Annotated in this window: 7 protein-coding genes; 4 read left to right on the top strand and 3 right to left on the bottom strand. The window is 71.5% G+C overall.

The window, feature by feature from the left end:
• From ACIA5F_RS29850 to ACIA5F_RS29840, 3 genes are all read right to left on the bottom strand, one after another.
• Nucleotides 1–8,474 (bottom strand): amino acid adenylation domain-containing protein (locus tag ACIA5F_RS29850; protein WP_399358378.1); only part of this gene is annotated, 8,474 nt, incomplete at its 3' end.
• Nucleotides 8,471–9,715: an SRPBCC family protein gene (locus ACIA5F_RS29845; RefSeq protein WP_399358376.1), complete on the bottom strand. Its 1,245-nt coding sequence runs from the start codon at nucleotides 9,713–9,715 to the stop codon at nucleotides 8,471–8,473. The genes ACIA5F_RS29845 and ACIA5F_RS29850, both read right to left, overlap by 4 nt.
• A gap of 150 nt (nucleotides 9,716–9,865) precedes the next feature.
• A complete protein-coding gene (locus ACIA5F_RS29840) occupies nucleotides 9,866–11,104 on the bottom strand; it encodes an NAD(P)/FAD-dependent oxidoreductase (protein ID WP_399358374.1) in 1,239 nt (412 codons plus the stop codon).
• Between the two features lie 238 nt (nucleotides 11,105–11,342).
• On the opposite strand from ACIA5F_RS29840, the gene ACIA5F_RS29835 reads away from it, so the two are divergent.
• The 4 genes from ACIA5F_RS29835 to ACIA5F_RS29820 all read left to right on the top strand — a co-directional run bounded on the left by ACIA5F_RS29835 (nucleotide 11,343) and on the right by ACIA5F_RS29820 (nucleotide 13,609).
• Nucleotides 11,343–12,077 carry a 4'-phosphopantetheinyl transferase gene (locus ACIA5F_RS29835; protein WP_399358372.1) on the top strand — a complete coding sequence of 245 codons (735 nt, stop codon included), beginning with the start codon at nucleotides 11,343–11,345 and terminating at the stop codon, nucleotides 12,075–12,077.
• Between the two features lie 111 nt (nucleotides 12,078–12,188).
• Nucleotides 12,189–12,446: a DUF6400 family protein gene (locus tag ACIA5F_RS29830; protein WP_399358370.1), complete on the top strand. Its 258-nt coding sequence runs from the start codon at nucleotides 12,189–12,191 to the stop codon at nucleotides 12,444–12,446.
• Entirely contained in the window at nucleotides 12,433–12,690 is a 258-nt protein-coding gene (locus ACIA5F_RS29825; protein WP_399358368.1) for a hypothetical protein, read from the top strand. The genes ACIA5F_RS29830 and ACIA5F_RS29825 overlap by 14 nt, the downstream gene beginning before the upstream one ends.
• 106 nt (nucleotides 12,691–12,796) lie before the next feature.
• A complete protein-coding gene (locus ACIA5F_RS29820; RefSeq protein ID WP_399358366.1) occupies nucleotides 12,797–13,609 on the top strand; it encodes a hypothetical protein in 813 nt (270 codons plus the stop codon).
• Nucleotides 13,610–13,630: the final 21 nt, after the last annotated feature.

The following is a 13,630-nucleotide window of genomic DNA, read 5'->3' as shown; positions in this document are numbered from 1 at the left end:
ACCAACGGACGATCCACATACGGCGCCAGCAACCCGCCACACTCGTCCAGCACCTCACGGAACAACGGCTCCGACCCGTACAACCCACGACCCATATCCGCATACTGCGAACCCTGACCCGTGAACAGGAACACACACGACGCCGGCACATTCACCAACCGCGACACACCACCACCGGCGGCAACCACACTCAACGCAGCCGACAACCCACCACCAGAACCACCCGACACCGCCACACGGAACCGATGCGACGCACGCCCCGCATTCGCCGTATAAACGAAATCCCCCACCACACCATCCGGAACACCAGCCAGCACACCCGCATACCCAGCAGCCAACTCACGCACCGCACCCTCACTCGCCCCACTCACCCGCAACACAAAACTCTCCTGTGCCAGCGAGGTCCGTGCCGGAACGGCAGGCGGTTCCTCCAGTACCACGTGCGCGTTCACGCCACCCATGCCGAAGGCGCTGACGGCGGCGCGGCGGGGCGTCCCCGTGCGCGGCCAGGCCACCGGACGGTCAGCCACATAGAACGGCGTGTCCTCGAACCGGATGTGATCATTGGGCCGATTCACGTGCAACGTCGGCGGAATCACCTCGTGCTCCATCGCCAGAAGCACCTTCACCAGACCCGCCAGACCAGCCGCCGGCTCCAGATGACCGATGTTCGACTTCAACGAACCGATCGCACAGAACTGAGAACGGTCCGTATACTCACGCCACGCACGCGTGAGCCCCTCCACCTCGATCGGATCACCCAACGACGTACCCGTACCGTGAGCCTCCACCATCTGGATCGACTCCGGACCCACACCCGCGTCCCTCAACGCCGCCGCGATCACCTCACGCTGCGCACCACTGCTGGGAACCGTCAACCCACTCGTACGACCACCATGATTGACCGCACTCCCCCTGATCACACCCCGAATCCGGTCACCGTCACGCAACGCGTCCACCAACGGCTTGACCACCACCGTGACCACACCCTCACCCGGCACAAACCCATCAGCCGAAGCATCGAACGAGGTCAGGGAGCCCGTCGGTGAGAACGACCTGAGCCGGGAGCCGAGCTGGAAATACTGCGGGGACATGGCCATGTGCACACCGGCGACGAGGGCCTGTTCGCACTCGCCGTCGCGGATGCTGCGGATGGCGGTGTGCAACGCGACCAGCGAGGACGAGCACAGCGTGTCGATCGTCATGCTCGGACCGTGCAGGTCCAGGAAGTAGCTGAGCCGGTTGGCGAGGATCGCGTTGTGGTTGCCGAGGCCGGCGGGTGTCTGGACGACGTCTCCGACGACCTGGTCCCGGTAGTGCTGGTAGCTGGCGCCCACGAAGACGCCCACGGATCGCTCCCGCGCGCTTCCGGCCAGGCCGCTGTCCTCCAGGGCCCGCCAGGCGGACTGGATGAGGTGGCGCTGCTGGGGGTCGATCCACCGTGCCTCGGCGGGCGAGATCTGGAAGAAACCCGCGTCGAACGAGGTCAGGTCCTTGACGAAGCCGGCCCGTCGCAGGTACACGGTGCCGGGTTCCGCATCGTCCGAGTGGTAGGCGTCGATGTCCCAGCGGTCCTCCGGCACCTCTTGGAGGCAGTCCTCGCGGTCCATGAGTACGCGCCACAGTTCCGCGGTGCTGCCGGCGTTCGGGAAGACTCCGTCGACGCCCACGATGGCGATGTCGTGCCGGTCGGCACCGGTGCGGTCGGCGACGGCTTCGGCGACGGCGGTCGCCGGTGAAACCGGTGTTGCCGTGACGGGCGGGGCCGGGGTCCGGACCGCCTCGGGTGCCGCCGGCACCTCGGGTGCGAGGGCAGGGGCGACGGCCGGAGCGGCGGGGGCCGGTGCCTCGGCCTGGACGGGTGCGGGCACGGGTGCGGGCACGGCGGCCGGTGCGGGCGCCGAGGTGACGTCGTACTCGTCGCGCAGTTCGGCGACCAGTTTGTCGACGGTTCCCGTCTCCAGGACGAGCGTCACGGGGATGTCGACGCCCAGCTTCGACCGGATGTCCTGTGCCAGCGAGACGGCCAGCATGGAGTCGAGTCCCTGCTCCTGGAGCGGGCGGTCCAGCTCCAGTGCCTCGACGTCGATCTCCAGCGCCTGGGCGACCCACTGCGCGACCTTCGGGCCCAGCGCGGTGGAGCCGCCGGGGGACGCCGGGGCGCTCCCGTTGCTCCGGGCGGGTGCCGGGAGTACGGGTGCCGGGGTCACGGGTGCCTGGGGGCGTGCCCCGCCCTGGGCCGTACCCGTCTGCGGAGAGGCCGCCGGGCGGGCGGGCGAGATGCGCTTCCAGGTCACGCCACGCGCTTCGAGCACGCGCTCGGAGCCGTCGAACACCACCAGGCTCGCGGTCAGCAGGCCGGAGTCCGGCGCGCTGCCCCGCTCCCGGCGGGCGTACACGCGCGCCGATGCCGAGAGCCGGCCGAGCACGGTCAGCCGTTCGATCGTGAAGGGGACGTAGAGTCCCTCCGCGCCGCAGGCGGCGAGCGCCACCTGGAACGCGCCGTCGAGCAGCCGGGCGTCCACCGGGCCGCCGTCGGACGACGCGGTGGCGGTGGCGGTGGCGGTCAGCGTGCCGATCGCCTGTCCCGGCGCGGTGGTCAGCGAGGTGACGCAGCGGAAGCCCGCTCCGTATGCGAGGCCGTCGCGGTCGAAGGCGCGGTACATCGCGTCGAGCGCGACCGGGGTGAAGCCGTCCTCGGAGGCCGGGGGCGTGAGCGCGGGCTCGTGGTGTGCGGCGTCGGTCACCTCCGTGGTGCACACCATGGCGCCGACGGCGTCGCGGAACACCACGGCCGTGCCGTCGCGTTCGGCGGTGAGGGTCGCGGGGACCCGTACGGCCGCGCGGAAGGTCAGGTCCCGCAGGCCGAAGCGGTCACGGCCGAGGAGCTCGGCGACCTTGCCCGGGTATCCGGACCCCGGCAGGGTCGGGTCGCCGAGGACCACGTGCTCGGCGGCCTCGGGGTGGTCCGTCCACGCGAGCGTCGACGGACGCTCGGCCTGCGCCTCGGCGCGTACGTCCGCTGCCGGAAGGGCGGCCGGGGCGACGACCGGGATAGGGGCCTGGGCAAGGGCCTGGGCGGTGGCCGGGGTGACGGTCTGGGGCAGGGGCTCCGTCTGCGCGGGCTCCAGCCACAGGTACTTCTCGTCGTGCGGGGCGGTGGGGAAACGCACCCCCGCGCTCCGGTGTTCCGGTGCGAGGTCCTGGCCCGCCGCGAACCGGCGGGCGGCCTCGTCGAGGACGTCGCGGCCGGCCGCGTCGCCGAGGGGGGACAGGGTCGTCCCGCTCGTCCCGTCGGTGACGCCGACGTACAGCGAACGCGTGTCCGTCACTCCCGCCAGGAACAGGCTCAGCTTGTCGTCGAGCTGTTCCACCGTGTCGACCACGCAGGCGAGCCGGTGCGCCTGCGCCGGGCGCCGTCGGCTCGCCACGCCCAGTGCGCCCAGCGGCGGGCAGTGCGGGGAACGGAGCAGCCGGACGAGCCGGGCCGCCAGGGTGCGCAGCGACTCGCCCGAGCCCGCGGTGAGGGTGAGCAGGCTGGGCCCGGTGGCCGTCCCGGCGGGGGCCGGGGCCGCCGCCTCGACCACGACGTGCGCGTTCGCGCCGCCGAAGCCGAAGCTGCTGACGCCCGCGACCAGCGGTCCCGACCACGGGAGGAGCCGGTCGGCGACCCGCAGGGGCGAGGTCTCGAAGCGGAAGGACTTGTTGAGGGTGGTGAGGTTGAGGGAGGGCGGGATGTGCCGGGCCTGGAGTGCCAGGATCGTCTTGATCAGTCCGGCGATCCCGGCCGCGGGCTCCAGGTGGCCGATGTTCGTCTTGACCGATCCGACGGTCACCTCACCGGCGGCCGTGCCGCCCAGCGCGGCCTGCAGTGCTTCCAGCTCGATGAGGTCACCGAGCTGGGTGCCGGTCCCGTGCGCCTCGATGTAGCCGAGACCGCCCTCGGGGACACCGGCCGTGGCCAGTGCCTTGCGGATGACCGCCTCCTGGGCGGTCCTGCTGGGCGCGGTCAGGAAGCCGGCGCTCGCGCCGGTGTGGTTGACGGCGGTGCCGCGCACCACGGCCAGGACGGGGTCCCCGTCGCGCTCGGCGTCGGAGAGCCGCTTGAGGATCAGGACACCACAGCCCTCACCGCGTACGTAGCCGTCGGCGCCCTCGTCGAAGGCCCGGCAGACCCCTTGCGGGGAGAGCATGCCGTTGCGGGTGAAGGAGAGGGTCTTGTCCGGGGTCAGCACCAGGTTCGCGGCGCCGACGACGGCGGCGTCCACGTCTCCCGCCCGCAGGTGCATCGCGGCCTGGTGCAGCGCGACCAGCGAGGAGGAGCAGGCGGTGTCGACGGCGAAGCTCGGGCCCGACCAGTCGAAGACGTGGGACAGCCGGTTGGCGACCATGGAGATGGCGCTGCCGGTGGCGGTGTGCGGGTCGCTGTGGCCGACGCTGCCGGCGATCAGTCCGGGGAAGTCGCTGGCGATGGTGCCGACGAAGACTCCGGTGTTCGCGCCGAGGGAGGTGCGGTCGTGGCCGCTGCCTTCGAGTGCCTCGTCGGTGACGCTGAGCAGAATCCGCTGGAGCGGGTCGAGGCGGCGGGCCTCCCGGTCCGAAAGGCCGAAGCGGGCGGCGTCGAAGTGCTCGACGCCGTCCACCCATCCCATGTCCACCTCGTCGATGCCGGACCACAGGTGGTCCCAGCCCCGGTGTCCGGCCGGAGCCGCGCCGACGCTGGTGACGCCGGCCGCGAGGTTGGCCCAGAACTCGTCGGGGGTGGCGGCGCCGGGGAAGCGGCAGGCCATGCCGATCACGGCGATGGCGTCGTCGCTCCTGCGGGACGGGCTCGGGGACCGGACCGGTTCGGCTGCGGGCGTCACAGTAGTGGCCGGGGCCGGGGCCAGGGCCGTCGCGGAGGTGACGGTCACGTCCGCGACGGCTGCGGAGGTAACAGACGTGGAGGTGACGGTCGCGTCCGTGGGGAGCGGGGCCTCGGTGGGCTCCGCCGCGCGTTCCACCGCGCGGGGCGGCTCGGCCTGCGGCTCCGCCTCGGCCTCGGGCACCACGCCTTCCGCCTGGAGCAGCCGGGCGAGCTTGGCCGGTGTGCCGGTGGCGAAGATGGACGACGGGCTCACCTCGGTGCCGAGTTCACGGCCGAGCGCGGTCGCGGCGAGCACGACGTTGGCGGAGTCGCCGCCGAGGTCGAAGAAGCTGTCGCCGGCCTCGAAGACCTCCTGCCCGACGGCGGAGGCGAAGACGCGTGCGACCGTGTCCACCAGGGCTTCCCGTGTCACGGGCGCGGCGCGTTCCGGGCGCGGGGCCGCGGGCGCGGCGGTCGAGCGGATGATGTTGTCGCGCGTCGGCCGGGGCAGCCGGGCCCGCGCGGTCTTGCCGTTGTCGGTCAGCGGCATCGCGTTCAGGCGCACGTAGGCGCCGGGCACCATGTAGTCGGGCAGGGTCCTGGCGACGAACTCGTCCAGGTCGGACTTGGCGGGGGTGCCGTCCACGACCAGGTAGGCGGTCAGACGCGGCTCGCCGCGCCCCTCGAACGGGGCGGCGACGACCACCGCGGCGCTGACGCCCTCGTACGTTTCGAGCACCCGCTCGATCTCGGCGGGTTCGATGCGGTTGCCGCGGATCTTGACCTGCGCGTCGGCACGGCCCAGCCACTCGATCCCGCCGTCGGGGTGCCGGCGGGCCTCGTCGCCCGTCCGGTACAGCCGGACGCCGGTGACGGGGTGGACGCGGAAGGCGTCGGCCGTGAGGTCCGGGCGGTGGGTGTAGCCCCGGGCGAGCCCGGCGCCGGAGAGGTAGAGGTCGCCCGGGGTGCCGTCGGGGCGTTCCGTGAGTTCCGCGTCGAGGATGTGCAGGCTCATCCGCGCGAGCGGGTCGCCGAGCGGCAGGTAGGTGCCGACGGATTCGACGCGGTGGCAGGAGGCCCAGATGGTCGCCTCGGTGGGCCCGTACAGGTTCCACAGCGCGCGGGAGGAGGTGTGCAGCGGCTCGGCGGTGGCCGGGGGCAGGGCCTCGCCGCCCGACAGGACGGTGAGTTCCGGGTGCGGGGTCCAGCCGGTGCCCAGCAGCAGCCGCCACATGCTCGGTGTCGCCTGTGCGACGTTCACCTCGCCGATGAGTTCGGCGAGCCGGTGGGGGTCGCGGGCCACCGCGCGGGAGGCCAGGACGACGGTGGCGCCGACCGTCAGCGGCAGCAGCAGTTCCAGCAGGGAGATGTCGAAGGCGGTCGTGGTGTGGGCGAGCATCACGTCCGTGGCGGACGAGCCCAGCCGGTCGCCGACACCGGTGAGGAAGTTCTCCAGGGCGCCGTGTTCGACCTCCACGCCCTTGGGGTCGCCGGTCGAACCGCTCGTGAACAGGACGTACGCCAGGTCGTCGCCGCCGACGAGGGGCGGCACCGCCAGGGCCGAGCCGTCCGGCTCGGGCACCCGCAGGGTTTCGCCCAGCGAGGTGCCCAGCGGGTGGGTCCGCGCGTCGGTCAGGATCAGTTCGCAGCGGGAGACGTCCACGTAACGGCTCAGCCGTTCCACGGGGTAGTCCGGGTCCAGGGGCAGGAACGCGGCGCCGGTGCGCAGGATGCCGAGCATGGCGGGGATCAGCTGCGGGCCGCGGCCGAGCAGGACGCCGACGACCGATCCTGCTTCGACGCCCTGCTCGTACAGGCGGGCGGCGATGGCGGCCGACCAGGAGTCCAGGTCGGTGTAGCTGAGGTGGTGGTCCCCGCTGCGGACGGCCGTGGCGTCGGGCCGGGCGGCCGTGGCGGCCGCGACCAGGTCCAGGACGGTGGGGCCGGCCGGGCGCCGCGCCGCGGGGTCGGTCCCGTCGGCGGGGTCGGTCCCGTGCGTGGGGTCTGCGGCGGCGGCCCCGGTCGCGACGGGGGCCGTGGCGGGGGCGGGGGTGTCCTCGCCGAGCAGGAGGACGCCGAGGGCGACGTCCTCGACCCGCTCGGTGAAGTCCAGTGCTTCGTCCTCGCCCATGGCGGTTTCGCGGATGAAGATCGTGGGGGGCCCGTCCGCGAGGCAGAGCAGGGCGATCTCGGTGTCCGGCTCGACGGACGCCTCCTCGTCGTCGCCGCCCCGTTGCAGGACCATGATCCGGGTGAAGGTGTCGGAGCCCGGGGTCCGCAGGGCGGACCCGAGGCGTACTTCGAGGTCGGTGGTGTAGCCGTGCTTCGCGGTCGCCTCGGCCAGCTTCACGGGGAGCGCGCGGGTGTCGGCGGCGTCGAACCGGACCGGGACCCGGGAGGCGGTGAGGCCGTGGGTCTCCTCGGCCCGTGCGCGCGCGGCCGAGGTCGACCACGCGAAGTCGAACGTCTGCTCGCCCATGCGTTCGGCGAGTACCGCCAGGAACGCCCCGACGAGGCTGGTCGTCTCGGTGTGCGAGCCGGGGATGAACGCGAGTGCGTACCGCCCGTAGTGCGCGGAGGCGGCGCTGAAGTCGTCGGCCTGGAGCGGTGCGGGGCGCAGGTCGCCGAGCCGTTCCCGCCACCAGGGCTCGTGCGCGCGCAGCGGGGTCTGGGCGGCGGCGATGGCGGCCAGCCGTTCCTCGGACACCGGGGGCAGGGCCGCGCCCTTGGTGATGCCGAGGCGCTGTGCGGCGGCGTGGCCGCTCAGGGTGGAGCCGTCGACGGCGGTGAAGTCGCTCAGCATCAGGTCGGCGTCGGGGGCGGAGAGCGTCAGGGCCGAGTCGGTCACCGACACGACGGTCGTGCCGGGGCGGCGGTTCTCCCGGGGGACCACCCTGACCTGCTGGGTGAAGACGGCGCCCAGTTCGGTGACGAGGGCCGGTACGCCCAGGGGGTTGGGGAACGATCCGTAGTCGAGGGCCTTGGAGATCCGTTCCGCCTCGGCCGCCGAGGTGCCCGCGTGGACGATGCCGCCCGAGGCCATCCGGTCGGACCTGCGGTAGAAGCGCCGTTCGCGGTCCCCGGTGTCGACGGGGTCGGGAAGGGTTCCCGCCACGAGGTGCGGGAGGAGGCCGTCGAACAGCTCGATGCCCACCTCGGCCGTCTCGTAGGTCAGGGACAGTGCCGTGGAGTGGGCGCGGACGGGGAACCAGCGCTCCAGCAGGACGTTGCCGGCGTCCACGGCCTCCGTCATCAGGTGCCAGGTCGCCGCGTGGCGGCGGGCGCCCTCGAACAGGGCCCAGGCCGCGACGTTGCTGCCGGAGTAGCGGGGCAGCGGGCCGTCGTGGAAGTTGACCGCCGCGACGGCGGGCAGGGCCAGTACCTCGCCGGGCAGGATGCGGAAGTTGACGATGCTGAACAGGTAGTCGAACGGGTGCCCGGAGAGCAGGGCCACCAGGTCGCCCCGGGGGTCGAGCACCGGGATGCCGCGTTCGCCGGCCCAGGCGACGACGGCCGCGTCGTCGCTGAGGATTCCCTCGATGCGTACGCCCGCGTCGGCCAGCTTGGCCGCGCACTGGACGAGGACCCGGGTCCCGCCGATGAGGTAGCAGTTCGTGGACATGCTCATCCCTCGGTCCGGGCGGACGTGACCGGCGCGGCGGTGCAGTCGGAGTCGGCGTCGGCGGTGCAGCCGGAGCCGATGGCGGGGGCGTCGGCGCTCCCGTCGTTCCCGGCGGTCTCCTGGGCGACCCAGGAGTCGATCTGGGAGACGACCTCTTCGTCGAGGGAGAGCTGTCCGGGGGCCCACATGGGGTTGGACAGGCCGCGGTGGGTGCGCTCGCAGAGCTCCCAGTCCTCGTAGTTCGCCTTGTCCCACAGGGCGAACACGGCCTCGTGGGAGAAGTCGCTCTCGGCGGTCTCGTCCGGGTGGAACAGCCAGAAGTGGCGGACGAAGCAGGTGCCGGGGCTCTCGGGCCAGACCCACTGCATCATCACGTAGTCGGCGGTGAACCCGAAGAGCAGGTTCGGCAGGATCGTGATCCAGTTGATCTTGTTCTTGTCGCCCTCGGGGACCTTCGGCATCGGCGTCCTGCGGCTGTGCCCGGTCATGGAGACCGAGTTGTAGCCGGCGCGCAGCGACTGCCAGGCCCCGATGATGTCGCCTTCGAGGTCGTACGTGCCCGCGTCGTCGAAGTCGGTGATCCGGTGCAGGTCCTTGTGGGCCGTGGGGAAGTGCAGGCTCTCGTTGACGTTGTGGGCGACGAGCTTCCAGTTCGAGGCGACCGGGTAGTCCTTCGCCTGTACGCACTCCAGTTCGGCCAGCTCGTAGACGCGCGCGAACTCGCCGAACTTGCCGAGGGAGGCGTCGAGGTCGGGGGCGTCGTCGGAGAAGGCGATGAAGACGATGCCGAACCGGATCTCGGTCCGGACGGGCACCAGGCCGTTCTTCTCCTTCTCGAAGAAGTTGTCGAAGTACGTGCCGTTGAAGCTCTTGAGCTTGCCGTTGCGGTCGTACACCCAGCAGTGGTAGAGGCAGACGATGCTCTGCCGCTTGCCCGTCGCCTCCTCCACCAGCTTGTAACCGCGGTGCCGGCAGTAGTTGTGGTACGCCTGGATGCCCTCGTCGCCGTGCATCAGCAGCACCGAGCCGGTACCGATGTTGAGCGTGGTGTAGGCGCCCTTCTCCTTCAGCCGGGAGACGTGGTCGACCGGCAGCCAGCGGCGGCCGAAGATGCGGGACATCTCCCGGCGGTACTGCTCCTCGCCGGTGTAGAACTCGTGCGACCTGCCGACCCCGCCGGTCTCGAAGTACGGCCGTTCCTCGTCTTGCTCGCCGATGAGGTCGAACATGCTGGACGCGCGCGTCATTACGGTGGCTCCCCCGGGGTGAGATACATCGAGCTGGCGGTCGCGGACCACCACGTCGGCTCGGTTGCGACGGCTGTCGTCAGCCGTGAGTGAGCCGTCCGGTCGCCTCGCCTCGGGGCGAGGCGGCCGGACGACTGTCGGTGTGTCGGGTCAGGACGGTTCGTAGAGGCGCTTGTCCTCGGGCACACCCGCGTCGTCGTAGAGACGCTTCAGGTTCTCCGGGGAGTAGATCTCGTGGTCCTCGACGCCGCCGGCGATCAGGCCGAGCATCTTGTCGGTCCACCCCTGGTCGGTGCTGAGGGCGCTCATCACGGTCTCGAAGAACGGCGGCAGCGGGGTGAGCTCGGCGAGGGTCGTGGTGAAGTCGTAGACTCCCGCGCTCTCCTCGTCGCGCACCTTGTTGTACTCGGCGAGCGCGTCCTCCATGATCCGCTCACCGGACAGGCCCTCGTGGATGCGCGCGGCGAGCATCTCACCGTGCAGGAACGAGTCCGTGATGCCCCAGCCCGTGAACGGGTCCTTGTGGTATCCGGCGTCGCCCACCAGCGCCCAGCCGGGCCCGTAGGCGCGACGGTAGTAGTTGTCCGGGTAGCGCATCGGACGGAACGGCTCCTCGCGCCGGCCCTGGTCGCGCAGCTGCTCGCCCAGCTCCGGCGCGACGTCGTCGAACGCCGCCTGGAACTTGTTGTCCACGTCCTGGCGGAATTCCTTGAGCTGCCGGCGGGTGCAGATCGTGGCGAGCATGGTGACGTCGCCGTTGGTCGGCCAGGTACCGATCCAGCGCTCGTTGAATCCGGTCTTGTGGTGGAGTCCGAAGTCGACGCCGCTGAAGTACGAGTAGTAGATGAACCCCGAGGCGGGGCGGACGTTGTACAGCTCGGCGCCCACGGCCTTGGCGACCGTCGAGTGGAATCCGTCCGCGCCGACGACGATGGTCGAGCGGAACTCCCGCTCCGGGCCGTCGCCTTCGCGGCCCCGGATGCCGGTGACCTGACCGTCGGAGGTCACCAGTCCGGAGACGGTGAAGCCCTCGATGACCTCGACGCCGGCACGACGGGCCGCGTTCACGAGAATTTCATCGAGCACGGTCCGGCGCGGGCAGTACACCGCGTCGATCCCGTCTATGGGGTCGGCGAATCCGTTCAGGTGAATTCCCCGGTAGGAGAAGTTCATTTTCCGGATGGCCGGGGTTTTCGCGGCGATGACCTCGTCGAGCAGACCCCAGTCCTTGAGGCGCGAAAGGCCGGCCTGGTGAATGTAGTGTGTCGAGACGGCGTCACTGGGAAACGAGGCCCGGTCGACCATCAGCACACGGTGTCCCTGGCGGGCCAGCAGCATGGCTACCGGCGATCCGGAACATCGCGCACCGACAACGATAACGTCGTACATGGGTCTCCCTTTTTGCCTGCACGTTTGTCGACGTGATGATCACCCGCAGAGTAAAGAAACTTTCTCGCCAGAGTCAAGTACAGGCCAAGGTGGCAGGAAGGCAACGCACATCCATCTCCCCTTAATCCGGAATAGGATGTTCCTCTTCCGGATTAAGGGTGTTTTTTCGGCCGCTTATCGTGCTGTACGGTCCGCATGAGCCGATCAATGGCTGACACGATCAGCGAGGGGGGCCCGCGTGATAGGGGACTTGCTGCCGGTGCGGGTGAAGACGGTCGAGGCTCTCGGCGACGCCCCGACCAGCTCGATGTTCCCGGTGGAGGCGGCGGTGGTCGCCCGGGCGGTGGACAAGAGGCGCCGCGAGTTCACGACCGTGAGGGTCTGCGCGAGGCAGGCACTGGGGCGGCTGGGAATCGCCCCCACGCCCATACTCCCCGGGATGCACGGCGCCCCCCGGTGGCCCGCCGGGATCGTCGGCAGCATGACCCACTGCACCGGATATCGGGCCGCCGCCGTGGCCCGCTCGGCCGATCTGGCCACCATCGGAGTGGATGCGGAACCGAATAGTCCGCTACCCAACGTGCGCATTCTCAAAAAGGTGACCCATGCCGAGGAACGTGATCAAATCGCCCGGCTGAACGCCCACCGGTCGGACATCTGCTGGGACCGGCTGTTCTTCAGCGCCAAGGAAAGCGTCTTCAAGGCCTGGCACCCCCTGACGGGAAGGGTGCTGGATTTTCTGGCAGCCACGGTCACCGTCCACCCGGAGTCCGGGACCTTCACCGCCGCACTGCTGGCGCCGGGCCCGTTCGTGGACGGCATTCAGCTGTCCGCTTTCACCGGCGGCTGGCGCGTGAGGGAAGGAATCATCGTCACCGCAATTGCCGTACCCCGTAAGGGAATCGGCCCCGCCGGACCGGGCCGCCGGCCGGGTCGGCGACCGTCCGGCGGCCCGGGAGCCACGGCCGCCTGAGACCGGCTCCGGCCGTGCGCCGCGCCGGGCCGGGCCGCGTCGGCCCGGCCCGCTGTGACACCGCACACCCCTCCTTGACCTGAAAGGGAAGGCTTACCTAAGTTTGCCTGTATGACCTCGCACCACCCCACGCCCCCCGCCGACCGCGCCCTGGCCGGTTTCACCGTCGACCTCACCACCCACGAGGTGCTCCGGCGCGCCCAGGTGATGGCCGCCCTCGGCCAGGACTGGGACCCGGTCGAGGTGCTGCGCGGCGAGGAGGCCGCGTACGGCCTGCTGTACTCCGGTCTCGACGAGGCGCAGCAGCGCCTGTACGACGACCTGGTCGCGGCCGGTGTGCTCCCCGGGGGCGGCCGTGCTGCCGCTTGACCCGCAGGCCGACCCCGGGCGCCGTGCCTGGGTGGCCTGCGGGAACTGTGACGACGCCGCCGGGTGCGCGCCGTGCGCGCAGCGGCGTACGTGCCCGGAGCACTGGCGTTACCTGCTCTCCCACAGCGGGAGCCTGCTCCATCTCCAGTGCCCGGGCTGCGCCCACGTCTGGACGCACGAGAGCGGCTTCGGCGCCACCCGCTCCCCGTGGAACCGCGCCGCCACCGGCCTGCCGAGCCGCTGACCGCCCTCGGCCGGGGTGCCCTGCCGCAGTCCGCCCGGACGCCGGGTCGCCCGGACGTGGTGACGGAGTCTGGTCAGGACCGGGGGGCTGCTCCGATCCTGTCCGTATGGATGGTGTGGTGTGGCTCGTGCTGAGCACGGGTGTGGTCCTGGTGGTCGTGAACCTGGGGGTCGGCGGGGTGGCCCTGTGGAGCCGCCGGACCGGTCTGCGGGCGGCGGAGCGGCTGATCGCGTCGGGCGCGCTGGACGTCTATCACGCGGCGTGGCTGACCGGGCCCGGATACGCGCGGCGCGGCGCCTGGGCGAGGACCTGGGTGCGGGAGGCCGACGCCGCGGAGACGGCCCTGCGGTCGCTGGTGGCGGCAGGGCTGGTGCGGCTCGACCCGGACGAGGGGCTCGTACGGTCCGGCGGGGAGGGCGCGGTGCCTCCGGAGCACCCCCTGACCCTGGTCGCGTGGCGGTTCGCCTGCGGTGCGTGGTCCGCCGGGCGGCCCGTCACGGTGAAGTCGCTGGTCGACCACCCCGCCTTCAAGGCCGCCTGCGCGGCCCACGCGGAGCGGCTGCACGACTGTCTGCCGGCCTACCGCACCCGGCGCGACGACCGCGCCGAGCGCGTTCCGTCGGCGGCGGGGGTGATCGCCACGGCGTGGGTCACGCTCAACTCCTGGCTGCTGACGGCCCCGTTGGTCTTCGGCCGGCCCGGTGTCGGCCCCGACTCGACGACCGAGAAGGTGGTCGGCTTGCTGGCGGCGGCGCTGGGCAGCGCCGCGCTCGCCGCGCTCCTCCTGATGACCTTGCACATCCGGGCCTGGCAGGCCTGGCGGGACCGGTGGCCCCGCCCGCTGCGCGTCCACTGCGAGGAGCTGATCCGGCGGGAGTCCCGCGACTGGATGCCCCTGACGCGCCTCCCGCGGGGGTGACGGCCGCCGGGGAACCGGCCG

Origin of the sequence: Streptomyces sp. NPDC051567, from assembly GCF_044454165.1 — a bacterium.
Lineage (GTDB): Bacteria > Actinomycetota > Actinomycetes > Streptomycetales > Streptomycetaceae > Streptomyces.
Note: the sequence above shows the minus strand (reverse complement) of the source record. Positions and strands in the feature narration are given on the sequence as shown.

Excerpts from the sequence above, each read along its gene's own strand:
- ACIA5F_RS29845 (WP_399358376.1), bottom strand. The coding sequence starts at position 9,715 with ATGACGCGCGCGTCCAGCATGTTCGACCTCATCGGCGAGCAAGACGAG.
- ACIA5F_RS29840 (WP_399358374.1), bottom strand. The coding sequence starts at position 11,104 with ATGTACGACGTTATCGTTGTCGGTGCGCGATGTTCCGGATCGCCGGTA.
- ACIA5F_RS29830 (WP_399358370.1), top strand. The coding sequence starts at position 12,189 with ATGACCTCGCACCACCCCACGCCCCCCGCCGACCGCGCCCTGGCCGGT.
- ACIA5F_RS29820 (WP_399358366.1), top strand. The coding sequence starts at position 12,797 with ATGGATGGTGTGGTGTGGCTCGTGCTGAGCACGGGTGTGGTCCTGGTG.